This window comes from Paraburkholderia sp. TE9906, from assembly GCF_056279605.1.
In genome coordinates this window covers 221,794-243,842 of sequence record NZ_JBWCCT010000005.1, presented here as the reverse complement: position 1 = coordinate 243,842, position 22,049 = coordinate 221,794, and the positions used below count along the sequence as shown (strand labels likewise).

19 protein-coding genes are annotated in these 22,049 nt (G+C 64.0%); 9 read left to right on the top strand and 10 right to left on the bottom strand.

Features of this window, described 5'->3' with window-relative positions:
* Window positions 1-170: 170 nt before the first annotated feature.
* Entirely contained in the window at window positions 171-2,387 is a 2,217-nt protein-coding gene (gene glgX / locus ACZ9H4_RS15160) for a glycogen debranching protein GlgX (RefSeq protein ID WP_476119418.1), read from the bottom strand.
* A 311-nt stretch (window positions 2,388-2,698) separates the two neighbouring features.
* Here glgX and ACZ9H4_RS15155 point away from each other — a divergent pair, with 311 nt between their 5' ends.
* On the top strand, window positions 2,699-3,103 hold the full coding sequence (locus ACZ9H4_RS15155) for a PRC-barrel domain-containing protein (protein WP_408148120.1): 405 nt from the start codon (window positions 2,699-2,701) through the stop codon (window positions 3,101-3,103).
* Window positions 3,104-3,448: 345 nt separating this feature from the next.
* On the opposite strand, the gene ACZ9H4_RS15150 is transcribed toward ACZ9H4_RS15155, so the two are convergent.
* The 3 genes from ACZ9H4_RS15150 to ACZ9H4_RS15140 all read right to left on the bottom strand — a co-directional run bounded on the left by ACZ9H4_RS15150 (window position 3,449) and on the right by ACZ9H4_RS15140 (window position 7,145).
* Window positions 3,449-3,907, bottom strand: coding sequence for a response regulator (locus tag ACZ9H4_RS15150; RefSeq protein ID WP_408148122.1), 459 nt, complete (start codon window positions 3,905-3,907; stop codon window positions 3,449-3,451).
* A 464-nt stretch (window positions 3,908-4,371) separates the two neighbouring features.
* A complete protein-coding gene (locus ACZ9H4_RS15145; RefSeq protein WP_476119415.1) occupies window positions 4,372-6,066 on the bottom strand; it encodes an ATP-dependent DNA ligase in 1,695 nt (564 codons plus the stop codon).
* Window positions 6,063-7,145: a ligase-associated DNA damage response exonuclease gene (locus ACZ9H4_RS15140; RefSeq protein WP_476119413.1), complete on the bottom strand. Its 1,083-nt coding sequence runs from the start codon at window positions 7,143-7,145 to the stop codon at window positions 6,063-6,065. Before ACZ9H4_RS15140 ends, ACZ9H4_RS15145 begins: the two co-directional genes overlap by 4 nt.
* Window positions 7,146-7,391: 246 nt before the next feature.
* Between ACZ9H4_RS15140 and ACZ9H4_RS15135 the strand changes: the two genes are divergently transcribed.
* From ACZ9H4_RS15135 to ACZ9H4_RS15115, 5 genes are all read left to right on the top strand, one after another.
* A complete protein-coding gene (locus ACZ9H4_RS15135) occupies window positions 7,392-8,294 on the top strand; it encodes a YihY/virulence factor BrkB family protein (protein WP_408148128.1) in 903 nt (300 codons plus the stop codon).
* A gap of 170 nt (window positions 8,295-8,464) precedes the next feature.
* On the top strand, window positions 8,465-9,268 hold the full coding sequence (locus ACZ9H4_RS15130) for an alpha/beta fold hydrolase (protein ID WP_408148130.1): 804 nt from the start codon (window positions 8,465-8,467) through the stop codon (window positions 9,266-9,268).
* Between the two features lie 4 nt (window positions 9,269-9,272).
* Window positions 9,273-11,603: a hybrid sensor histidine kinase/response regulator gene (locus ACZ9H4_RS15125; protein ID WP_476119411.1), complete on the top strand. Its 2,331-nt coding sequence runs from the start codon at window positions 9,273-9,275 to the stop codon at window positions 11,601-11,603.
* A gap of 153 nt (window positions 11,604-11,756) precedes the next feature.
* Window positions 11,757-12,848, top strand: a complete 1,092-nt coding sequence (gene zapE / locus ACZ9H4_RS15120) for a cell division protein ZapE (protein WP_476119408.1) — start codon at window positions 11,757-11,759, stop codon at window positions 12,846-12,848.
* A 287-nt stretch (window positions 12,849-13,135) separates the two neighbouring features.
* On the top strand, window positions 13,136-14,230 hold the full coding sequence (locus ACZ9H4_RS15115) for a hypothetical protein (protein WP_476119406.1): 1,095 nt from the start codon (window positions 13,136-13,138) through the stop codon (window positions 14,228-14,230).
* Between the two features lie 152 nt (window positions 14,231-14,382).
* Here the strand turns inward: ACZ9H4_RS15115 and tkt are convergent, their stop codons facing one another.
* From tkt to ACZ9H4_RS15095, 4 genes are all read right to left on the bottom strand, one after another.
* The gene (tkt, locus tag ACZ9H4_RS15110) at window positions 14,383-16,467 is read right to left on the bottom strand and encodes a transketolase (protein ID WP_476119405.1); all 2,085 of its coding nucleotides are present in this window, start codon (window positions 16,465-16,467) and stop codon (window positions 14,383-14,385) included.
* A gap of 341 nt (window positions 16,468-16,808) precedes the next feature.
* Window positions 16,809-17,354 carry a cupin gene (locus ACZ9H4_RS15105; RefSeq protein WP_476119403.1) on the bottom strand — a complete coding sequence of 182 codons (546 nt, stop codon included), beginning with the start codon at window positions 17,352-17,354 and terminating at the stop codon, window positions 16,809-16,811.
* A 381-nt stretch (window positions 17,355-17,735) separates the two neighbouring features.
* Window positions 17,736-17,906, bottom strand: a complete 171-nt coding sequence (locus ACZ9H4_RS15100) for a hypothetical protein (RefSeq protein WP_408148142.1) — start codon at window positions 17,904-17,906, stop codon at window positions 17,736-17,738.
* A gap of 75 nt (window positions 17,907-17,981) precedes the next feature.
* Complete coding sequence (locus tag ACZ9H4_RS15095) at window positions 17,982-18,245, bottom strand: hypothetical protein (protein WP_408148144.1); 264 nt, start codon at window positions 18,243-18,245, stop codon at window positions 17,982-17,984.
* 178 nt (window positions 18,246-18,423) lie between these two features.
* Here ACZ9H4_RS15095 and ACZ9H4_RS15090 point away from each other — a divergent pair, with 178 nt between their 5' ends.
* On the top strand, window positions 18,424-18,660 hold the full coding sequence (locus tag ACZ9H4_RS15090) for a hypothetical protein (protein WP_408153291.1): 237 nt from the start codon (window positions 18,424-18,426) through the stop codon (window positions 18,658-18,660).
* Between the two features lie 103 nt (window positions 18,661-18,763).
* Here ACZ9H4_RS15090 and ACZ9H4_RS15085 read toward each other — a convergent pair whose 3' ends face one another.
* A complete protein-coding gene (locus ACZ9H4_RS15085; RefSeq protein WP_408148194.1) occupies window positions 18,764-19,009 on the bottom strand; it encodes a DUF6723 family protein in 246 nt (81 codons plus the stop codon).
* A gap of 183 nt (window positions 19,010-19,192) precedes the next feature.
* Here ACZ9H4_RS15085 and ACZ9H4_RS15080 point away from each other — a divergent pair, with 183 nt between their 5' ends.
* A complete protein-coding gene (locus ACZ9H4_RS15080) occupies window positions 19,193-19,471 on the top strand; it encodes a hypothetical protein (protein WP_476119399.1) in 279 nt (92 codons plus the stop codon).
* 35 nt (window positions 19,472-19,506) lie between these two features.
* Here ACZ9H4_RS15080 and ACZ9H4_RS15075 read toward each other — a convergent pair whose 3' ends face one another.
* Complete coding sequence (locus tag ACZ9H4_RS15075) at window positions 19,507-20,613, bottom strand: porin (protein WP_476119397.1); 1,107 nt, start codon at window positions 20,611-20,613, stop codon at window positions 19,507-19,509.
* A gap of 197 nt (window positions 20,614-20,810) precedes the next feature.
* On the opposite strand from ACZ9H4_RS15075, the gene ACZ9H4_RS15070 reads away from it, so the two are divergent.
* Window positions 20,811-22,049: an AAA family ATPase gene (locus ACZ9H4_RS15070; RefSeq protein WP_476119395.1), complete on the top strand. Its 1,239-nt coding sequence runs from the start codon at window positions 20,811-20,813 to the stop codon at window positions 22,047-22,049.

Here is a 22,049-nt window from a genome sequence, read left to right as displayed (position 1 = left end):
AGACCTCGCGAAGACCGACATCGGCTGTGCCGCGCGCTCGTCGCCGTGGCAATTCGCGCGCAGTCATCAGCGATCGAGCAAGCGCTATACCTGGCAGTAGCGGGCTATACCTGGCTACGCCGGGCTATTGCGGCAGCGCGTGCTCGAAGCCGGCGCTTCGTAAAAGGTCATCAGGAACTGGCAGGCGATTCGCCTTCATCTGACGTCAGTTGCTCTTCAAGCCGGTCGAACACGCGCTGCGTCGCACGGCTCGGCGCTTCGAGCGCGAACAGCAGGAGCGAGCGCCCTGTCACCTGGTACGCGTCGCCCGCGCTGAACTGCGGCAACTCGGCGCGCACCGGCATATTGGTGTCGAGCAGGCACGTCCAGTTCGCCCCCTCGGGCACGTCGGGGAGCGTGAAATTCACCACGTCGTGATGCGCGTTCAGCACCAGCAGCAGGGTCGCATCGGACGCGAGGCGGCGAATGCCGCTCGCCTGCGCGCGTCCGTCGATCACAAGCCCGAAGCAGCGCATCGACGGATCGTCCCATTGTTCGGGCGAGATATCCGTGCCGTCGGGCGAGAGCCAGCGTGCGTCCGTCACGTCCAGCGCTTCGTTGTATTCGCCGATCAGAAAGCGCCCGCGCCGCAATACCGGCAGACGGTGACGCAACGTGGTGAGGTTCCTGACGAACTCGGTGAGTGCGCGGCCGTCGTCGTCGATCGCTTCCCAGTCGACCCAGCTGATCTCGTTGTCCTGGCAATACGCATTGTTGTTACCGCGCTGCGTGCGGCCGAATTCGTCGCCCGCGAGCAGCATCGGCGTGCCTTGCGACAGCAGCAGCGTGGCCAGCAGATTGCGCTTTTGCCGCTCGCGTTGCTGGCGAATCTCGGGGTCGTCGGTCGGCCCTTCCACGCCCATGTTCCAGGACTTGTTGTCGGAGTGGCCGTCGTTGTTGTCCTCGCCGTTGGCTTCGTTATGCTTGTCGTTGTACGAGACGAGGTCGTTCAGCGTGAAGCCGTCGTGCGCGGTGATGAAGTTCACGCTCGCCCACGGACGCCGTCCGCGGTGATTGAACTTGTCGCCCGACGCGGTCAGGCGCGTGGCGAGATCGGCGACCTTGCCTTCGTCGCCCTTCCAGTATTCACGCACCGTGTCGCGAAAGCGGTCGTTCCATTCGGCCCAGCCCGGCGGAAAACCGCCCACCTGATAGCCGCCCGGGCCGCAATCCCATGGCTCGGCAATCAGCCGCACGCTGGAGAGCACCGGGTCCTGCCGGCAACTGTCGAGAAAACCGCCGCCTTCGTCGAAGCCGTGCGTCTCGCGGCCCAGAATCGTCGCGAGGTCGAAACGGAAACCGTCGACCTTCATTTCCGTGACCCAGTAGCGCAGGCTGTCGGTCACCATTTGCAGCACGCGGGGATGCGACAGGTTCAGCGTGTTCCCCGTACCCGTGTCGTTGATGTAGTAGCGCGGCTCGTCAGGCATAAGCCGATAGTACGAGGCATTGTCGATGCCCTTGAACGAAATTGTCGGACCACGTTCGTTGCCTTCGGCAGTGTGGTTGTACACGACGTCGAGAATGACTTCGAGATCCGCCTGATGAAAGCGGTCCACCATCTCCTTGAACTCGGCTACCGAATCCGACGACGACGCGAAGAAGCGCGGATCGGCCGCGAAGAAGCCGATCGTGTTGTAGCCCCAGTAGTTGGTGAGGCCTTTGTCGAGCAGATAGCTGTCGTTGACGAAAGTCTGGATCGGCATCAATTCGACCGACGTCACGCCAAGGTTGCGGATGTAGTCGAGCACGACCTGCTGCCCAAGTCCCGCGAAGGTGCCGCGCAGATTGTCGGGCACCTCCGGATGACGTTTCGTCAAACCGCGTACATGGGCTTCGTAAAAAATCACCCGCTCCCACGGCAACGCGTTGCGCTCAGGATGGCTCCACGAAAAATTGGCATCGACCACTTTGCATTTCGGCACGAAGGGCGCGCTGTCGCGTTCATCGAACGACAGATCGCCCTCCTCCGAATCGAGCGTATAGCCGAATATTTCAGGCGCCCATTTGAGTTCGCCGATGTGCGCTTTCGCGTACGGGTCGAGCAGCAGTTTGTTCGGATTGAAACGATGACCGTTTTCCGGCTCGTACGGACCATGGACGCGATAACCGTAGACCGCACCCGGTTTGAGATTCGGCACGAACACGTGCCAGACCTCGTCGGTGTATTCCGGCAGTTCGATGCGTTCTATTTCGTTCTCGCCGGTTTCATCGAACAGACACAATTCGACTCGCGTGGCGTGTGCCGAGAACAGCGCGAAGTTGACGCCGCTTCCGTTCCATGTCGCGCCAAGCGGAAAAGGCGTGCCTTCCGAGATGCGCGTTGAGTAGCTGGCCTGGGTTGACATAGGGGTTCCTGTGGAAGCAAGGGCGCTTGCGCGCGTCTTCTAGTGTAGGCAGTGGATCGGGCATGCAGGGGGTTCCGCTCGAGCGGCGCCCGGTCATGATCTGTCTGCCGTCGAACAATCGGCCCGCTGGTTTAGCAAAATCCGGACCTGAGGCGACCCATGCCCATGTCGTGACGGTGCGGCGGCATGATCGTCAAGATCGCGGCACAACTCTTGCAGCCTGCAAGCTGAAAGCTGACCGAACTCGTGCGCTGATCCCCGGACTCGCAATGGGTATGCGCCACCGTGTCAGACACAACAGGGAGAACATCATGCGCAACATGCCGGTCAAACCGTCCATCGCAACCGCCCTGCTTCTTGCCGCGCTGGGGTCATACGGCAACGCATATGCACAGGGCGCCCCTCAGGCGATCACGGAAAAACGCACGGACGTGGTTCAGCTCGCGAGCGGTTATCGTGCGTCGAAGCTCAGCGGCGCTGACGTGTACAACCGGAACAAGGACGCAATCGGCACACTCGACGATCTGATCGTCTCGCCCGGTGGCGATCGCGGCACGTATGCGATCCTGTCCGTGGGCGGTTTTCTCGGCATGGGCAAACACCTCGTCGCCGTGCCGTTCAACGATCTGCAAATCGATAACCGCCGCGTCGTCTTACCGGATGCGACCAGGAAGTCGCTCGCCGCGCTGCCGGAGTTCAAGTACGCCCCGGATTGAGCGCGTTACGTGGCCGGGCCGGGAAAGCTTCGGGTTTTCGCGGACGAAAGCCTGATGTTTAATTCACCGGTCCCGTTATATCCAACGGTGACTATCGGCAGGTTGTGCAGACAAGTAGGGAATGGTGTGAGGAAGGAGCTTTCCGGTTCGGAAGTTGCAGGCGGGAGTTGAAAAAAATAGCGGGCATGTATGCCCATTCCGTTGACTTCACGCACATCAGGCGAGGCGTTGAAGGGGCGGGTTCACTGCCGCGCTTCACTGCCGCGCTTCACTGCCGCGCTTCACTGCCGGGGTTCACTGCCGGGGTCTACTGCATTAAGCACTTGTGCCACTGCCCCGCAAGCGTCACGGCGGCCCGGCAACATGCAACGCGGCCGCCGATTCGAGCACACGCAACAGGCGCTCGGGCGTCAACGGCTTGGCGCAGTGCGCATCGAAACCGGCGGCCCTGGCACGCGCGCGGTCATCCCTCGAAGCGAAAGCCGTGCAGGCGATCAGCAGCATATGGGACGTCGCCGCATGAGCCCGCAGACGACGCGCCAATTCGAGCCCGTCCAGCCCCGGCATCTTGATGTCCAGCACCACGGCGAACGGTTGCCACTCGCAGGCCATGTCGCAGACGGCAAACGGATCGTCGAGCGCACGGCATTCGAATCCATCGGTGGTGAGCAGCATCTGCAATGCGTCCGCCGCTTCACGATAGTCGTCCACCACCAGCACCCGACGATGCGAGGCCATCGCATACTGGATAGCCCGCCACACTACGACATCGTCGTTTTCGTCCATTCTGTCGTCGACCATCATCCTGTTCTCCCTGGCTTTTTCGTGTGCCACCGATGAGCACGTCGGAACGCCAGCGCAAGATCCGCTCCCACGGCGCGAAGAAACCGCATCGCTTGCCACGCGAGAGCCGCGATCGATGTCGCGCTGTCGTCAAAGCGCCGCTGGAGGCGGCCTGGCGCCCGTCATCGCTCATGATGCCTGGCAGCGCTTGACAATTCGATCAGGCCCATCCGACACGAGCGCGCGGAGATCTCACGTGCGCGCCGTCGATACAGCGCACTTCTCTCGTGCATGCCGCCCTTGGCGCGTGCATCACACGACACTTCTTCGGCCGTTTGATTTATTCGGCTGAATGCGACGCTGCAGCCTTGACGAAAAATCGCTGCGCGCTTGTCACTCGCAGCGGCAGCGTCGGCATACACACAGAATAAGCGAGGAAGCGCGCCGAAAAAGCGGCAACGTTTTAGGGGTTTGCGCTCAGCGGGTTATCCCGCACGATCGTCGATGAAGCCTTTGAGCATGCTCAACGTATCGGCATCGTCGATCTGTTTATCGGTACGCCAGCGCAGCATGCGTGGAAAACGTACCGCCACGCCGGACTTGTGGCGCGAACTTGCCTGAATGCCTTCAAAGCCGATTTCAAACACGAGCGTAGGCGTCACGCTACGCACCGGACCGAACTTTTTGATGGTGGTTTTACGGACAATGGCATCGACCTTGCGCATCTCTTCGTCGTTGAGACCCGAGTAGGCCTTGGCGAATGGCACGAGAGTGCGCACGCCATTCGCTTCGTCCCACACCGCGAACGTGAAGTCGGTGTAAAGACTCGCACGGCGGCCATGACCGCGTTGCGCATAAACCAGCACCGCATCCACCGCATAGGGATCGATTTTCCATTTCCACCATGTGCCCGATGCCTTGGTGCGGCCCACGCCGTACATCGACTCGCGCTCCTTCACCATCAGCCCTTCAACGCCGCGCGCGCGGCTCTCTTCACGCAACGCCGCGAGCGTCTGCCAATCCGGCGCGCTGACGAGCGGCGACACCCGCAACAGATCGCGCGCGAGCGTGCCGTCGACGGTAGCGGCCAATGCATCGAGCCGTGCACGCCGGTCGGCGAGCGGGGTCATGCGCAAGTCCTCGCCTTGCGCTTCGAGCAGATCGTAAGCGAGCAACGTGGCGGGTGAATCGGCGAGGATTTTTTTCGTCAATGTTTTGCGGGCGATGCGCGGTTGCAGACGCGCGAACGGCAGTGGCGCGATGGCGCCCGGCTCCCACGCGAGAATTTCGCCGTCGATCACATAACCGTCCGGCAATGCTTCCCCCAAAGCCGCCACTTCGGGAAAGCGATCGGTGATCAGATCCTCGCCGCGCGACCACAACCAGACACGCCCACCGCGTTTGACGAGTTGCGCGCGAATGCCGTCCCACTTCCATTCGATCAACCACCGCGATGGATCGCCGAGTGTCGCCGGAGCGGCCTGCAACGGATGCGCGAGAAAGAACGGATACGGCAAGCCGAGATCGCTGTCACGCTGCGCGAGTGCAGGCTCGCCGGATTGCGCGTCGTGCCGATCGCCACTACCCGCTTCCGGCGCGATCAGCCGCAGATAGCGCGCCGCGTCGGGTTTCTGCTGCGAATCGGTCCACCCGACCATGCGTTGCGCGATCCGTTTGTGATCGACGCCCGCCACTTCCGCAAGCGCCCTGACCACCAGTTGCCGTGCGACGCCGACCCGGAATCCGCCGCCGATCAGTTTGGTCAGCAAAAAGCGGCCGCCCCAATCGAGTTCGTCCCAATAGCAGAGCAAGCGCGTGCGCAGCTCTTCCGGCGCGACGCCCCGCAGGGTCAGCACGCGCTGCTCGATCCATTGCGTGAGGCCCAGCTCCGACGTACGTTGCGCGGGCGGCAAGATATGCGCGATGGTCTCCGCCAGGTCGCCCACCGCGTGATACGACTCCTCGAACAACCATGGCGGCAAGCCGGCGCGCTCGCGGGCAATCTCGCTCAGAAGGCGCGTGGGTACCGATTGACGCGGCTTGCCGCCCGCGAGGAAATACGACGCCCACGCGGCGTCTTCCGGTTCGGCCACGGCGAAGTAGTTGGTCAGCGCTTCGAGTTTGTCATGCGTGGACGTGGTGGCATCGAGCGCGGTATAGAGGGCGGCGAAGCGTTTCATGGGCTGCGCGCCGCAGCGGTTTCGTCAGCGCCCGCGGCGTCGGCCTCGACGCTGTCGTCGCCGTATTGCGTGTCGAACGCGCCCGCTTCGAGGCCCTGCTCGCGCAACCATCGCACCATCGGCTCGACCGAACCATGCGTGACGATCACGCGTGGCGCGCCGCTCGCTTGAATCGCCGTTTGCAGGCTCGGCCAGTCCGCATGATCCGACAGCACGAAACCGCGATCGACGCCGCGTCTGCGGCGCGCGCCGCGCAGGCGCATCCAGCCCGACGCGAACGCGTCGCTATAGTCGCCGAAGCGTTTGAGCCACGCGCTGCCTTGCGCCGAAGGCGGCGCCACGATCAACGCCTGCCTGAACACCGCCTTGTCTTTGGCGGGTATCTCACCGACCAGGCCGACCGGCGGCAAGCGCACACCGGCCGCGCGATACGCGCGATTGAGCGGTTCCACCGCGCCATGGCAGAAGATCGGGCCGATTGCCGCATCGACGCTCGCCAGCACGCGCTGCGCCTTGCCGAACGAATAGCAGAACAGCACCGACGCGCGTCCTTCGGACGCATTGTGACGCCACCATGAATCGACGCCGTCGAACACGGTCTGCGGCGCGTCCCATCGATAGATCGGCAAGCCGAAGGTCGATTCGGTGATGAAGGTATCGCAACGCACGGGTTCGAACGCGTCGCAGGTCGGATCGGCGTCGAGCTTGTAATCGCCCGATGCGACCCACACGCGCCCCGCGTGTTCGATTCGTACTTGCGACGAGCCGAGCACATGCCCGGCCGGATGCAGCGACACGCGCGCGCCGCCGATCGCGAGCGCCTCGCCATACGCGAGCGTCTGCAGCGAGATGCCGGGCAAACGCGACAGCAGCACGTTCGCCCCCGCTTGCGAAGCGAGGTAATGCCGATGCCCGAAATGCGCGTGATCGGAGTGCGCATGCGTGATCACCGCGCGCTCGACCGGCCGCCACGGATCGATATAGAAATCGCCGGCCTCGCAATAGAGCCCCTCCGGCCGCGCGACGACGAGGTCCGTTTTGCTCAACCCGAGGTTCGATTGATATTCCGGCAGGTTCATCGAGGAGTTCCTGAAGTCCGGCGAGTGGCGGGCCGGTCGCTTGCTGATGTAAAGCGCCATGAGCGCCATCGTGCGCGTCGACTCGGATTGGCTCACGTTGGCCCGAACACCAAGCAAACTGCATTCCTGACACGCGCCCGACGCGCGCATGGTTTGCGTTGCGTGCCTGCTTACGGTATATAGAGCAAGCAGGCGCGTCGATACTGGCTGCCAGCCGGCAGAGCCCGACTCGCACCGCGAGGCCCCATGCGCATCATCCTCGACCCGCACGCGCTGTATATCGCGAAACACCCCGGCCGCTTCGTCCTGCAAACGCTCAAGGCATTCCGGGCGAACCAGGGTTTGCTGCTCGCGGGCGCGGTCGCGTATTACGCATTGCTGTCGATCGTACCGCTGCTGATCCTGATCGTCATCGCGCTGTCACGGGTGGTACCGCAACACCTGCTGCTGGCGTCGCTCGCCCATCTGCTTCGATGGCTGGTGCCCGGGCAGTCGAATGCGCTGGTGCAGGAACTCGCCAATTTCCTCGACCATCGCGCGGTGATCGGCTGGGTGCTGTTGCTGACCATGATCTTCTTCAGCTCGCTCGCCTTCACCGTCCTCGAAAACGCGATGTCGCTGATCTTCGTCCACCGCGTCGTGATCCGGCGCAGGCACTTCCTGATCTCGGCGCTGCTGCCGTACTGCTACATCCTGTTTCTCGGCATCGGGCTGCTGATCGTCACGTGCGTGTCGAGCGCGCTGGAAACGCTCGGCGCCGAGGGCGTCGAATTGTTCGGCCTGCATGTCTCGTTGCAAGGACCATCGCGGGTGGCGCTGTATCTGCTCGGACTCGCCGGCGAGATCTTCGTGCTGACGTCCATCTACCTGGTCATGCCGGTCGGGCGGCCTTCGGTCAAACATGCGCTGTTGGGCGGCGTGGTCGCGGCCCTGTTGTGGGAAATCACACGGCACGTGCTGGTGTGGTACTTCGCGACACTGTCTCAGGTCAGCGTGGTGTACGGGTCGCTGACCATGGCGATCGTGCTGCTGCTCAGCCTCGAATGGCTCGCTACGCTGCTGTTGTTCGGCGCTCAGGTGATTTCGCAATACGAACGATTCGGCCGCGAACCGCTTCAGGCGCTGCAGCCGAAAATCGAAACCGGTTGAATCCGCGCCCACCAACCCGGCACACTGCATGCAGAGCGGCGCGAAACGTATCCCGCACGCCTCTCGCACTGGGTCTGACGGCGAGACTGCGGTAACATCCATGGATGCGGGCCCGGCGCCGTCGCGGGCTCCTTCGCCGCGTCATTCCCCGCAGACCTCAGGACTCGACAATGAGCATCATCCAGCGCAACAACGTACATATTTCGGGTCACGGCAAACGGATCATGGTGCTCGCACATGGCTTCGGCTGCGATCAGACCATGTGGCGATACCTCGCGCCGTTGTTTCATGACGACTACCGGACCGTGCTGTTCGATCACGTCGGCAGCGGCTCGTCGGATCTCGCCGCTTACGACGTCGACAAATACGATTCGCTCGATGGCTACGCCGACGACCTGATCGGCATCATCCGAGAAGTGGCCGACGAGCCGGTCGTATTCGTCGGCCATTCCGTGAGCGCGATGATCGGCCTCGTTGCGAGTCTCAAGGCGCCGCAGCTCTTCGCCGCACATGTGATGGTCGGCCCGTCGCCCTGCTATGTGAACGACGGCGACTACATCGGCGGCTTCACGCGCGACGATATCGAAGACCTGCTGCACACCCTCGAGAGCAACTACCTCGGCTGGTCGAGCACGATGGCGCCGGCTATCATGGGTACGCCGGAGCAACCGGAACTCGGCATCGAACTGACCAACAGTTTCTGCCGCACCGACCCGGAAATCGCACGGCAATTCGCACGCGTCACGTTTCTGTCCGATCACCGCGCGCTGCTCGCGCGCAGCACCGCGCCCACGCTGATCCTGCAATGCAGCGACGACATCATCGCGCCGCAGGCGGTCGGCGAATATATGCACCGGGTCATGCCGCGCAGCACGCTGCATGTGATCGACAATGTCGGCCACTGTCCGCACCTGAGTTCGCCCGGCGCCAGTTCGGCGGCCGTGAGCGCCTTTCTCGAGCCGCTGAGCCTGTAACGCGATGCACAGCACGGACCACCTGCAGCCGTCAGCCGACACGCTCTACGAGCACGCCGCGTGCGGCCTGCTCGTGACCGACGCCAACGGCCGTATACAACGCGTCAACGCGACCTTCTGCGGCTGGCTCGGCTATGGCGCCACGGAGCTCGCGGGTGTGAAGCACATTCAGGATCTGCTGAGCGCGGGCGGCAAGGTGTTCTATCAGACCCATTGGGCGCCGCTGCTGCAAATGCAGGGTTCGGTGGCCGAGGTCAAGCTGAACATGATCCACCGCGACGGCCAGATGGTGCCGATGCTGCTCAACGCGGTGAGCCGCCGTCATGGCGAGACGAGCTACTTCGAAGTGGCGGTGCTGATCGTCGCGGATCGTCACAAGTACGAACAGGAACTGCTGCTCGCGCGGCGCAATGCCGAGGCGTCGGTGGCCGCGCATCAACTGGCGCAGAAAGCGTTGCGGGAAAGCCGCGACGTGCTCAGTCTCGCGATGCGCGGCGCGCGCATGGGTGCGTGGTCGCACGAGCCGAAGTCGGGCAAGTTCTGGTGGAGCCGCGAACTCGAAGCGCTCGCCGGTTACGCCGAAGGCCGCTTCGCGAACATGCCCGGCGGCTTTTTCGAACTGATTCACCCGGGCGACCTGGCCGGACTCAACGAAGCCGTCGACCATGCGGTAGCGAGTGCGGACGACTACGTCGCCGAATTCCGCTTCATGCATGCGAGCGGCGACTGGTGCTGGATGGAAGGCCGCGGGCGCGCCACCTACGACCGCAACGGCGAACCGCTGACGATCTACGGGCTCGGCCTCGACATCACCGAGCGCAAGGAAGCGCAAACCGTGCTGCTGCGCCAGGCCGCGATCTTCGAGCATCTGAGCGACGCGATCGTCATCACCGATCTGCGCGGCAACATCACCGACTTCAACGTCGGCGGCGAGCGCATGCTCGGTTATCGCATGCGCGAGATTCTCGGCAAGCCCATCGCCATCTTCCATCCGCCGGAAGACGCGCTGCGCATCCGCCGCGAAGCGCTCGCCGCACTCTCCGCCGACGGCACATGGCGCGGCGAACTCACCTTCGTGCGGCGCGACGGCACGCGCGGCGTGTGCGACACCGTCGTCAAGCCGCTCGCGAACGCGCGCGGCGACATCTACGGCGCGGTCTGCGTGAGCCGTGACACCACCGAACGCCGGCGCGCCGAGCGGCAGCTACAGCGGCTCAATCTCGAACTCTCGAAGGCCGACCGCCGCAAGGACGAATTCCTCGCCACGCTCGCGCACGAACTGCGCAATCCGCTCGCGCCCATGCGCAACGTGCTCGAAATTCTGCGTCTGAAAGAATTCGCCGATCCGCAACTGAGCTGGTCGCGCGACGTGTTCGACCGGCAATTGCAGCACATGACGCATCTGGTCGACGATTTGCTGGAAGTGTCGCGCATCACGCAAGGCAAGCTCGAACTGCGCAAGCAGCGGCTCGAACTCGCGCGCGCGATGCAATCCGCGATGGAAGCGGCGCGCCCCACCGTGCAGGCTTCGTCGCACCACTTGAGCGTGACGCTGCCGCGCGAGCCGCTCTATCTCGATGCCGATCCCACCCGTCTTTCGCAAATGATCCTGAACCTGCTGAACAACGCGGCCAAATACACGCCGGCCGGCGGCAACATCTCGCTCGCGGCCGAGCGCGAGGGCAATGAAGCCGTCATCGTCGTGCGCGATTCCGGCATCGGCATTCCGCGCGAACACTTGAACAGCGTGTTCGAAATGTTCTCTCAACTGGCACCCGCACTGGATCGTTCACAGGGCGGTCTCGGCATTGGCCTCGCGCTGGTGCGCGGGCTGGCGGAGTTGCATGGCGGCACTGTCGCCGCATTCAGCGCCGGGCCGGGCACGGGCAGCGAGTTCATGATCAGGCTCCCGCTATCGGGCGGCGCGGCGGCGCCCACCGACCACCCCGCGCCCGACACTACCCACGCGGGCGGCATGCGTGTTGTGATCGTCGACGACAACGCCGATGCCGCCGACAGCCTCGCGATGGTGCTCGAACTCGAAGGTCACGAAGTGCGCACTGCGGGCGACGGCATCGCCGGTCTGGCGTTGATCGCCGAATTCGAGCCGCACGCGGTGATTCTCGACATCGGTTTGCCGCTTCTGAACGGTTATGAAGTGGCGCGGCGTGTGCGGCGCGATCACCATGAGGCCGGCATTCTGCTGATTGCCGTCACCGGCTGGGGGCAGCAGCAGGACAAGCAGACCGCGATCGACGCCGGCTTCGATCATCACTTCACGAAGCCGGTCGATCCGCGCGAATTGCAGCGCGTGTTGAGCCGGCAGCAGGTTTGACGGCGGCAGGTGTCCGCGGACATGACTGCTAAAATGGCGCGCTCATCGCCCGCCGTCACGTCATGCTCAACGACATCGCCGCAGTTTTCCCGTCATCGGCCGCCACGCGGCTGGCCGCGCCATTCGCCGCGCCGCGCACCGGCACTCTCGCCCATGCTTGACGAAGCCCGGATCACGCGAAAGCTGGCCGCTCGCGGCATCACGCCCGACGCTCGCCAGCGCGACGCGATTGCGGCACTCGTCTCATTAGCCGGCACTCAGCGAGCACGGCAAGCGAACGCCGGCGGCGCATCCGCACCGCAAGGCGTCTATTGCCATGGGCTGCCCGGACGCGGCAAGAGTCTCGTCGTCGATACGGCGTTCGAATTGGCGAACTGCCGCAAGCGGCGTCTGCATTTCCACGAATTTCTGCGTGAGATGAACCGGCGGCTCGTGAGCGAACCGCGCGGCGACGACCGCCTCGGCTCGGTATCGAGGCAATGGCTCGACGGCGTCGAGTTGCTGTGTTTCGACGAATTCCACGTGCACGATATCGCCGATGCGTTCCTGATGGGCCGCTTTCTCGATACCGCGATCGCCCAGGGCACGCGCATCGTGCTCACCTCGAACTACGCACCGGACGCGCTGCTGCCCGACCCCGAGTTTCACGAGCGTTTTCTGCCGACCATCGCACAGATCAAACGCTCTTTCACGGTGATTCATTTCGACGGCACGCGCGACTACCGCTTCGGTGGAGAAGAAGCCGAGGTGCCGCGTTTCTTCGCGCCACTCGACACGGCCAGCCAGCACGCGCTGCGGCACATTTTCACGCGCCACGAAGGCGATCGCAGTGTCGAACCGATCACGCTGAGCGCGGCGGGCCGGCCGCTCGCGGCACGCGCGGCGGGTGCGGCGCTGCTGTGGGCGGACTTCGACACTCTGTGCGTGGCAAGCCGCTCGCACCTCGACTATCTGGACCTCGCCGAGCAATGGCGCGGCCTGATTCTCGATAACCTGCACACCTCCCGGCTCACGCAAGCGCATACGCTGCAGCGGCTCGTCTGGCTGATCGATATCTTCTACGACCGCAAACGCACGCTGTTCATCGCCTCCGATCAGCCGCTCGCGGCGGCGCTCAGCGGACTCGAAGGCGCACATGATCTGTCGCGCACGCTGAGCCGGCTTGCGGAAATGCAGTCGCGCGCCTATCACAGCACACTCGAAGCGGGCGATCACGCCGCGGCGAAGGACGCGATCGGGTCCTGATGCGACAACACGGTTGATCGATATACCGTGGGAAAGCACCTCCCTTCCACCGCGTCGAAAGCCGTCCGCGTCGTGCCTGACGATGTATCCGAGGAGCGTTCGTGCAAATCTTGCACGTTGCCGGCCAATTCTGGGTGGCGATTCACGGGCCGCATGCGAGCGCAATCCGCCTGTTCATCGGCTCAAACGGAAAAACGACCCCGTGCGCGGCTCACGCGGGAATGCGCCCTGCTACCGCCGTTGCGGGCCCATTCTTCAGCGGATTGCCGTCCGCCCTTTTCGCCGCCATGATCAGAACAGCTTCCGTCGCCGTCGCGTTGTGCGCCGCGTGCCTCACTTCCGCGTGCGTGCACATCGGACCCTCCCGCCTCAAGGCCGACCAGGTCGACTACGCGCGCGCGCTCGGCGATGCGAAGAAACGCACGATACTCGCCGCCGTGATCGGCCTGCGTTACGGCGACGCGCCGGCCTTTCTGACCGTCAGCAACATCATCGCCGCGTATACCTTCGACACCACCGGCGGCGCCACCGCCAACGCCGGTTCCGGCAGCATGCCGAACTATGCGCTTGCATCCGGCAGCGTGTCCTATTCGAACCACCCGACCTTCACCTTCACGCCGACCACCGGCGAAGCGTTTGCGTCCGCGTATATCCGGCCACTCGCGCCGGCGCTGGTACTGCCGCTTGCCGAAGGCGGCATTCCGATCGATCTGCTGTTGCGCATCACCGCGCAATCGGTGGGCGGGCTGCAGAACGGCAATGCGCTCGGCGGCGAGAACAGCGCGGGCGCGCCGGGCTTCTTCGAATTGCTGCAGGCTCTGCGCCGTTTGCAACTGGCGGGCGAGCTGAACGTCGAGTCACGTCAGGCGGAAGGCAAGGACGGCCAGAGCGGTCCGATGGGCGTGTTCCTGGTGATGGGCGCGACCACCAGCGGCGAGTCGTCGCAAACCGCCGCGGACGTGGCGCGCGTGCGCAGGCTGCTGCGGCTGTCGTCGAATACGCGGACCTATCAGATCGTCTACGGGCCGTCGTCGACCTCGCAAAAGGGCGACCGCATTCCGATGGTGACGCGCTCGGTGCTCGGCATCCTGACCGATCTCGGCGCGCAGGTGCAGGTGCCGCTCGAGCGCATCAGCGACGGCTCGACCAAACCCACCGTCGGGTTGATCGGCGGCGAGACCCGGCCGACGATCATCATCCACTCCGGCAAGAACGCGCCCGACAATGCGTATGTGACGATCGCCTATGGGTCGTCGATGTATTGGGTCGAGCGCAACGACTTCGACTCGAAATATGCATTCACGGTCGTGCAGAATCTGATGGCTTTGGCGGAAGCCGATACGAGCAGCAAAGCGCCGGTGGTGACGATTCCGGCCAATTGACGGGCGCCGAATGGATCGCGCGTCACGAACCCCGAGCGTGTAATAAGGAAAATGCGGCGGCGGGCCGCTGCAAATAAAGAACCGGCGGTGGATGGTTGCCGCACCGCCGGTTCCTCTCGCCACTCATCCCGCCTCACGCACCTGCTCGCACGTTACGCCGAACCCCGCTTCGACTGAACCCGCGCAATCTGCTGCTTCGCCGCTTCATAGACCTTCTCCGGCGTGAAACCGAACTTCTTCTTCAGATCGGCAAGCGGCGCGGACGCGCCGAACGTATGCATCACCACCTGAGCGCCGAGCCGGCCGACATAGCGGTCCCAGCCAAGCGTGCCCGCCTGTTCGACGGCCACCCGCGCGTCCACGTCGGCGGGCAGCACCGACTCCTGATACGCCTCGTCCTGACGCTCGAACACATCCCACGACGGCATCGACACCACGCGCGCCGCGATGCCCTCGCCTTTGAGCTTCTCATACGCGTCGACACACAGCGACAGTTCGCTGCCCGTCGCAATCAGAATCACCTGCGGTTTCTGTCCGGCCGGCGCATCGGCGAGCACATAGGCGCCCTTGCGCACGCCGCTGGCAGCGGCATAGCGGCTGCGGTCGAGCGTCGGCAACGGCTGGCGCGACACGACGATGCACGCCGGCCGCTTCGCATCGGACAGCGCCACGCGCCATGCCTCGGCGACTTCGTTCGCATCGCCCGGACGCAGCACCGTCAACCCAGGCACACCGCGCAGCGAGGCCAGTTGTTCGATCGGCTGATGCGTCGGACCGTCTTCGCCGACGCCGATCGAATCATGCGTGAACACGTAAATGGCCGGCACTTCCATGATCGCCGAGAGCCGGATCGGCGGCTTCATGTAGTCGCTGAAAATCAGGAAGGTCGAGCCGTAGGGCCGCAGGTTCGACAACGCGAGCCCGTTCACCACCGCGCCCATCCCATGTTCGCGAATGCCGAAATGCAGATTGCGGCCGCCGTAGTTATCGGCTTCGAAACTGCCGGCGCCTTCGAATTTCAGATTCGTTTTGGTGGACGGCGAGAGATCGGCCGCGCCGCCGATCATCCAGGGAACGCGGGCGGCAATCGCATTGAGCACCTTGCCCGACGATTCGCGTGAGGCGACACCCTTCGGGTCCGCGTCGAAAGCCGGAATGTCGCTATCCCAACCTGCCGGCAATTCATGCGCTTCCATCTGCGCGAATTCGCGCGCGAGGTCCGGATACTTTTTCCTGTACGTGTCGTACTTCGCCTGCCATTCGGCGCGCGCCGCCTTGCCGCGCGCACCGATGCCCGCGGCAAAACGTTCGTGCACGCCATCAGGTACGTAGAAGAATTTGTCCTCGGGCCAGCCGTAGGCCTTCTTCGCGAGCGCGACTTCCTCGACGCCGAGCGCCTCGCCGTGCGCAGCCGACGTGTCCTGCTTGTTCGGCGCGCCCCAGCCGATGATGCTGTGGACCACGATCAGCGTCGGCCGGTCGGTGATGCGCTTCGCTTCGACGAAGGCCGCTTCGAGCGCGGCGGCGTCGTTCGCGTCGTCCACATGCAGCGTGTGCCAGTTGTAGCCGCGAAAGCGGCTTTCCACGTCGTCGCTATACGCGAGGTCGGTGTGACCTTCGATCGTCACGCGGTTGCTGTCGTAAATCCAGATCAGGTTCGACAGTTTCAGATGACCGGCCAGCGACGCCGCTTCGTGCGAGATGCCTTCCATCATGTCGCCGTCGCCGCACAGCGCATAGACACGGTAGTCGAACAGCGGCGCATCCGCCTGGTTGAAATGGCTCTCATGCCAGCGCGCGGCCATCGCCATGCCGACGCTGTTGCCAAGGCCCTGGCCGAGCGGACCGGTGGTGGTTTCGACGCCGGTCGTCATCCGGAACTCGGGATGGCCCGGCGTCCTGCTGTCGATCTGGCGGAAATGCTCGATGTCGTCGAGCGAGACGGCGGGCGCGCCGGTCAGCTTGCCGTCGTGGTCCACGGCCTTGACGCTCGCCAGATGCAGCAGCGAATACAGCAGCATCGACGCATGTCCGACCGACAGCACGAAGCGGTCGCGATTCGGCCACAGCGGCTCGTCCGGGTCGTAGCGCAAATGGTTCTGCCACAAATGATAGGCGACCGGGGCCAGTGCCATCGGCGTGCCGGGATGCCCGGAATTGGCCTTCTGCACAGCGTCCATCGATAGCGTGCGGATCGTGTTGATGCACAGCTGATCGAGGGCGGGATCGTTTTGCATGGAACACTCCTTGTTTGGCGGTGGAAAGAGGCCGCGACGCACTGACCGAGCGTGCCGGCGAACCGGGGGGATGGAACGGACTGACGCATGAGGAACCGCAGCGAGGCTTACCGATGATGCACCGATGTACGCAACTCTGCACGGGGCTTTACATGCGGGATCGTGTGTGCGGTTGCGTGGGAGGCGGCGGATCTTTCAGGGGGCTTGCAAGGGCGCTGCGAGGGCGGCTCATTTTTTCGCGCGTGGTGCCGACCGCATGCGCGCTTTGCCTCACCGCGCAGGCGCAGCAAAACGCGTACCGAAATCGCAACGCGCGCGGCGCTTCGCATCAGCCTCGAACCTCAGGCCGCATGCAGCCAGTGCTCGACGAGCGGCCCCTGCTTGCCGTCGATCGGGTCCAGCGGCGGGAACGGCAATGCTTCCATCGCCCGGAGTTCTTCCGGCGACAGCGCTTCGCGGCGGATGTCCCACTGCTGCCCCTCCGGATAACCGGCCACCACCTGAAAATGCCGCTCGAATGATTGCAGGCAATGGCCGGTTCCTGCGGGCAGCAATAGCGCATCGCCCGCCGAAATCGTCACCACCCTGCCGCCCGGCCCCCCGACGATCACTTGCGCGGAACCACCGCATACGCCAAGGACTTCGTGCGCGGTCGCATGGAAGTGGTGGTAATCGAAAATGCCGTCGCGCCATTGCGGCGGCCAGTCGTTACGCTCGAACAGCATTTCGAATGCATCGGCCAGATTGCCGCTGTCGCGCGCCAGTGCGCGGCGGTAAACCACGACCGGCAGCTTGCGGTTGTTCGGCACCCAGTCGTGCGGCTCGAGCATGAAGACTTCGTACCCGGTTCGAGCCGCATCGAATCCGTGTTTCGAATCATTGAACATGTTGGCTCCTGTGCTTGCTGATGCTTGCGGCGCCGGTGGTGAGGGGTCGCGTGTGTGGGTGAGGCTGCCGCCGATGGGTCTCGTCGCAGGGGAAACTCGCGAGACGGTTGTGAATGCCTCAGGGCCGGCGGCAGCGTCAGCGCATCCTGAAGTAGTGCAGCATAAAACGCGCCTGCCCCGCACGGGCGCGCTCATGCAGACCTCCATGAGGTGCCATACGAGCGCCGGACGCGTGTGTATCTATCGCATGATGCTCGCCAGGGAACACGTGGCAGACAGACTGTCCGCTCAGTGCCTTTCGCGCAGCGCGTACGGTATCGCAGGATATATCGCCTGCACGAAATATCGCCTGCGACGAAGCGCTACGCGGTCAGCGAACGCTCAACCGCCGCCGATCCCTTGCAGCACCTTGCCCGTGCCGCCGCACACCGCGCAGCGGCTGCCCTCCACTTTGCCGGTGCCGTGACACGCTGCGCAAAGGTCTTCGCCGACGCCGGGGGCATCGCCGGGCCCTTCGTCGCCGGGGTTGCTGGCTTCGTTATCCGCTTGCATACGGCTCTCCTAGTTTCGGTTTTCCACACGGACTGCGGTGTATGAACGTGAGCGACGTGAACACAGCGCGCCGCGTCAGCGCTTGCGTTGCGATTCGCGGCCGCCACCGCCCGGCGGCTCCGCATGTGCGCCCGTGCCGAGCGGCACTTCCGCGGTCTGCGCCGGCCGATCGCCCGAGCGCGGCGGATTGGTTTGTTCGTCCACGCCGGTTTGCTCAACCGGCTCGATACCAAGCGGACTCGGTTCGACGTAGTGAGTGCCGCTCGGCTTGTTACGCGCCTTCGTTTCCGGCGACATGGCCGGTGTGTCGGGGCGTTCGGTCGGGTTGGCGTCCTGCATGGCACTCTCCTTTTGATTGGGGCACATGTTCGATGCAGCAACATCCGGTCCCTCTGTGTATCGAACCGCATCGAACGCGCAAGGCCAGCGCCGGCCGCACGAGCGCCCCCATTGGGCACAGCCGTTGCGGCGCCAAGGCTGCAGGTCTGAGCCAGTTTTTTGTAAAAAGGAGAACGTCATGACGATCACGACAATTCGCGTGTCCGACACCGAAGTGCAGGTGGAACGCACGCTCTACACCTTCGCGCAAAAGAACGACGCGGACGCATTCCAACGCTGTCTCGTCGATACATCGATCGATAGTTGCTATCGATCGCATCCGCCGTTGGCCGCGCAGCCCACGTTACCCGACGAGCATCCGGACGATCCGGGCCGCGGCAGCACGATTTCGCCGTCGCCTGGCGGCATGCCTTGAGGCGCGGGTGCAAGCGGGATGCAGTCTGCGTCTCGTCTGCCCTCTCGTCCGCCCTTACCCACCTGCGGCGCCCACACGCCCGCCTGCGCTCAATCCGCGCCCCTCACTTTTCCGGCGCTGCGCGGTCCGCAGCGACAATCTCGCGCCCGTAGTCGATCGCGGCCCGCCGCGCCTCGTCCGCGGTCGCGTAGGGCCCGATTTCCGGTGCACCGTCGAATGGAAACAGAAGTTTTCTGTCCGCTTTTCTGACTACCTTCAGTCCACCTACGTAACGGCCGTCGCCTGTTCCGTGATAGCTGGCAAAAATCTCGAAGTCATCGTCAGCGACGTCGGCCTTGTGTCGCGCCATGGGTTGTCCTCGTTCCTGCACGTTCAGTGCGCCAGATGTGTCGTATGCGATGCGCGCCCGTTTTGATGGCAACGCGTGTGCCGGAATCGAGCAATAGCCGTTCCACGCGACGTGAACCCGCGTCTGGTGCGGAATCGCCGGAGAAGGCATGAGAGTTGCGTGGGTCCGTGTCAGGTGATCCACATGGAGAACGACGCGATGAATTCAGCGAGTACGCGGGTTCGTATCCGCGACGCCCGTCACGTGCGCGGGCTGTGCATGCATACGCCGATGCCGCCTGAGATCGAGCCCGACGCACCCTCGCCACCGGCCACCGATCCCGATCCGGAGCCCGACGATCCGGCCAGCGATCCGTCTCGCGAGCCTGAAGGCGATCCGCCTGCCAACCCGCCGCCGATGCAATCTGCCGGTGGAGAACTCAGTCGAACTCGCAGGCGTGGATCGACCCGACACTCGAACTGACGACGACGCGCCGAAAGCGCCACGTCAAAGCCGCATCAGAACTGATGCATCATGCCAACGTAAGCACCGGTTTGCGACTCGCCGACGAGCGGATTCGTATTGCCGGTCGAATCGCGCGGCGCGGCTTCGAGCGAGAAGTTCGAGTTGCTGCCGTTGCGCACATAGCCGACCGTGCCGTACAGGAAGGTCCGCTTCGACAGGTTGTAGGTCGTGCCGAGCACGTACATCATCGCGTGCCCGGACGGATCGTGCGCGACGTCGCCTCCGCCGTCGCCGACCTTGATGTAGTAGCCACCCGCCGTGACCGCCCAGCGCGATTGTGCGTTGTAGGTGGCGCCGAACCAGTAGTGATCGGCGGTATCGGCGACGCCGGCCGGCGAGTCGGGCGCCGAGTAATGGGTATAGGCGGCCTGAATCTTCATCGCATCAAAATGCACGTTAGCGCCGACGAAATATTCACGCGACGCCTGGAAGATGTTGCTGAAGTGGCCGTTGCTGTCGCGCAGTTCGTCGTAGATGCCGCGCACGTCGAACAGCGGCGAGTGATAGGTCAGCATGATGCCGTCCGAGCGGCCGAATTCGCCCGGCGCGCCGCTGTTGAACGCACCCGCCTGATTGCCGAGCGAATACTGCCCCTGCACGTCGAAGCCCCAGAACACCGGGCTTTTATATTCGATGTTGTTGTTGGTCTGCTGCCAGTTGCGCCCGCGTACGAGCGAGGCCGACGAAAACGCCTGCTGCACGAACGGATCGAATTCCCACACGCCGTCGCTATCGATGAACAGATTGCGCCCGGCCTGCAGCGTGCCCCACTGCTCGCTCTTCAAACCGACGAACGCACGACGTGACCACAACCGCCCGCCGCTGGTCGTACCGTCCATCACCTGCAAACCGGTTTCGAGGTTGAAGATCGCATTGAGCCCGCCGCCCAGATCTTCATTGCCTTTCAGGCCCAGCATACTGGTGCCCCAGTTGCCGCCTTCCGCGCGCCAGCGGCTCGCACTGCCGCCCGCGCCATCGTTGATGTGATTCAGGTATTCGATGCCGCCGTCGAGGCGGCCATATAACGACACGCTGGTTTGGCCATATGCCAGCGGACTGACGAGTGCCAGAGCGGTCATCAATCGGGTGGATAGTCTCATTGTTTTGCCGTGGTTTTTTTCTGTCGCGATAGGGGCTCAAGCGGTGGCAAAGCGGACGGCGGATGAAACCGAAAACACACTGCGCGCCACTCCCGACAATTCACAGGAGATCGAAAGCCGCCCAAGATAAGATAGTCGGTCATTCGGCTTGAGCCAAATCGAAATACATTTCCGTTTATCGACCATTCTTCCTCGCCATGAACGACGCGCCCGAACTGACCGAATACGACAATGAGGACGAACACCTTGGCCTCTACCAACGCGTGACGGAAACCGGCGCGGAATGGTGGCGCGTCAGCCTGGCCGACCGGCCCGAAACCTATCGCCTCGAACATGGTGCCGACGATGCCGACGGCACGGGTACGGTGGATATCGATCTGGTGGTCGACGCGGAAAATCTGCGCGCGAAGCTAAAGAAATGGCGCCGTGAAGGCTTCGCGATCGACGCGGACGATACCGCAAACGATTCCGCTGCAAACGCGCGCATCGCCTTCATGCCGGAGTTGCGGCGGGTCGCGGCGCTGATGTCGGCGGCGAGGGAACTGCCGCGCGAAGGCACCGGCGAGACCGTGCGTATTGCCGAGGTCGAGGTGCCGTGCGGCGTCGGCAGTGCGCTGGTGCCGCCGGTCAATCCCGCCTATCTGTTTCCGGCGCGCTTTAACGACATCATCCAGGACATTGCCGAGAATCGCCGCGTGATGCTGATCGGCCACACCGGCGCGGGCAAAACCAGCCTGATCGAACAGATCGCGGCGCGCTCGCGTCACGGCGTGTTGCGCTCGAACATGAACGGGCAGACCACGGTCGGCGATTTCGTCGGCTTCTGGACCGTCAAGGGCGGCGAGACCTTGTGGGTCGACGGCGTGCTGCCCACGGCGATGCGCGACGGCCTGTGGCTGATCGTCGACGAAATCGATTTTGCCGAGCCGTCGATTCTCGCCGCCCTCACCGCCGTGCTCGAACCGCATGGCCGCCTCGTGCTGAAGGAGAAGGGCAACGAGATCGTCGCGCCGCATCCCTCGTTCCGGCTTTTCGCGACGGCGAACGCAGTGGGCGCGATGAGTCAGTTCCGCCATCTGTATCAGGGCGCGAATCTGATGAACGAGGCGTTTCTCGATCGCTGGCGTGTGTACCTGCTCGACTATCTGACGCCCGCCGAAGAAGCCGACGTGCTGATGCGAACGCTAGCGCCGAATATGACGCGCGCACTCGCCACGACGCTCGCCGCGGTCGCCGCCGACTGCCGCGCGGCGTTCGCCCGCGAGGACCTGTCGAGCGCGTTCTCGACGCGCCGCCTGCTCGACTGGGCCGAGCTGATGCTGCGCACCGGCGACCCCGAACGCGCCGCCGCGCCGGCCATCTACGCGAAGGTGAGCCCCGAGGACGCCGCGCTGATTCGCGGCATCGTTCGCCACCACATCGCACCGGCCGGCTGA

Coding starts and splice junctions, on each gene's coding strand:
- ACZ9H4_RS15155 (WP_408148120.1), top strand. CDS start 2,699: ATGCGCAACATGCCGGTCAAACCGTCCATCGCAACCGCCCTGCTTCTT.
- ACZ9H4_RS15100 (WP_408148142.1), bottom strand. CDS start 17,906: ATGCAAGCGGATAACGAAGCCAGCAACCCCGGCGACGAAGGGCCCGGC.
- ACZ9H4_RS15125 (WP_476119411.1), top strand. CDS start 9,273: ATGCACAGCACGGACCACCTGCAGCCGTCAGCCGACACGCTCTACGAG.
- ACZ9H4_RS15080 (WP_476119399.1), top strand. CDS start 19,193: ATGGAGAACGACGCGATGAATTCAGCGAGTACGCGGGTTCGTATCCGC.
- ACZ9H4_RS15130 (WP_408148130.1), top strand. CDS start 8,465: ATGAGCATCATCCAGCGCAACAACGTACATATTTCGGGTCACGGCAAA.
- ACZ9H4_RS15105 (WP_476119403.1), bottom strand. CDS start 17,354: ATGTTCAATGATTCGAAACACGGATTCGATGCGGCTCGAACCGGGTAC.
- ACZ9H4_RS15135 (WP_408148128.1), top strand. CDS start 7,392: ATGCGCATCATCCTCGACCCGCACGCGCTGTATATCGCGAAACACCCC.
- ACZ9H4_RS15145 (WP_476119415.1), bottom strand. CDS start 6,066: ATGAAACGCTTCGCCGCCCTCTATACCGCGCTCGATGCCACCACGTCC.
- ACZ9H4_RS15140 (WP_476119413.1), bottom strand. CDS start 7,145: ATGAACCTGCCGGAATATCAATCGAACCTCGGGTTGAGCAAAACGGAC.
- ACZ9H4_RS15150 (WP_408148122.1), bottom strand. CDS start 3,907: ATGATGGTCGACGACAGAATGGACGAAAACGACGATGTCGTAGTGTGG.
- ACZ9H4_RS15115 (WP_476119406.1), top strand. CDS start 13,136: ATGATCAGAACAGCTTCCGTCGCCGTCGCGTTGTGCGCCGCGTGCCTC.
- glgX (WP_476119418.1), bottom strand. CDS start 2,387: ATGTCAACCCAGGCCAGCTACTCAACGCGCATCTCGGAAGGCACGCCT.
- tkt (WP_476119405.1), bottom strand. CDS start 16,467: ATGCAAAACGATCCCGCCCTCGATCAGCTGTGCATCAACACGATCCGC.
- ACZ9H4_RS15085 (WP_408148194.1), bottom strand. CDS start 19,009: ATGGCGCGACACAAGGCCGACGTCGCTGACGATGACTTCGAGATTTTT.
- zapE (WP_476119408.1), top strand. CDS start 11,757: ATGCTTGACGAAGCCCGGATCACGCGAAAGCTGGCCGCTCGCGGCATC.
- ACZ9H4_RS15090 (WP_408153291.1), top strand. CDS start 18,424: ATGACGATCACGACAATTCGCGTGTCCGACACCGAAGTGCAGGTGGAA.
- ACZ9H4_RS15070 (WP_476119395.1), top strand. CDS start 20,811: ATGAACGACGCGCCCGAACTGACCGAATACGACAATGAGGACGAACAC.
- ACZ9H4_RS15095 (WP_408148144.1), bottom strand. CDS start 18,245: ATGCAGGACGCCAACCCGACCGAACGCCCCGACACACCGGCCATGTCG.
- ACZ9H4_RS15075 (WP_476119397.1), bottom strand. CDS start 20,613: ATGAGACTATCCACCCGATTGATGACCGCTCTGGCACTCGTCAGTCCG.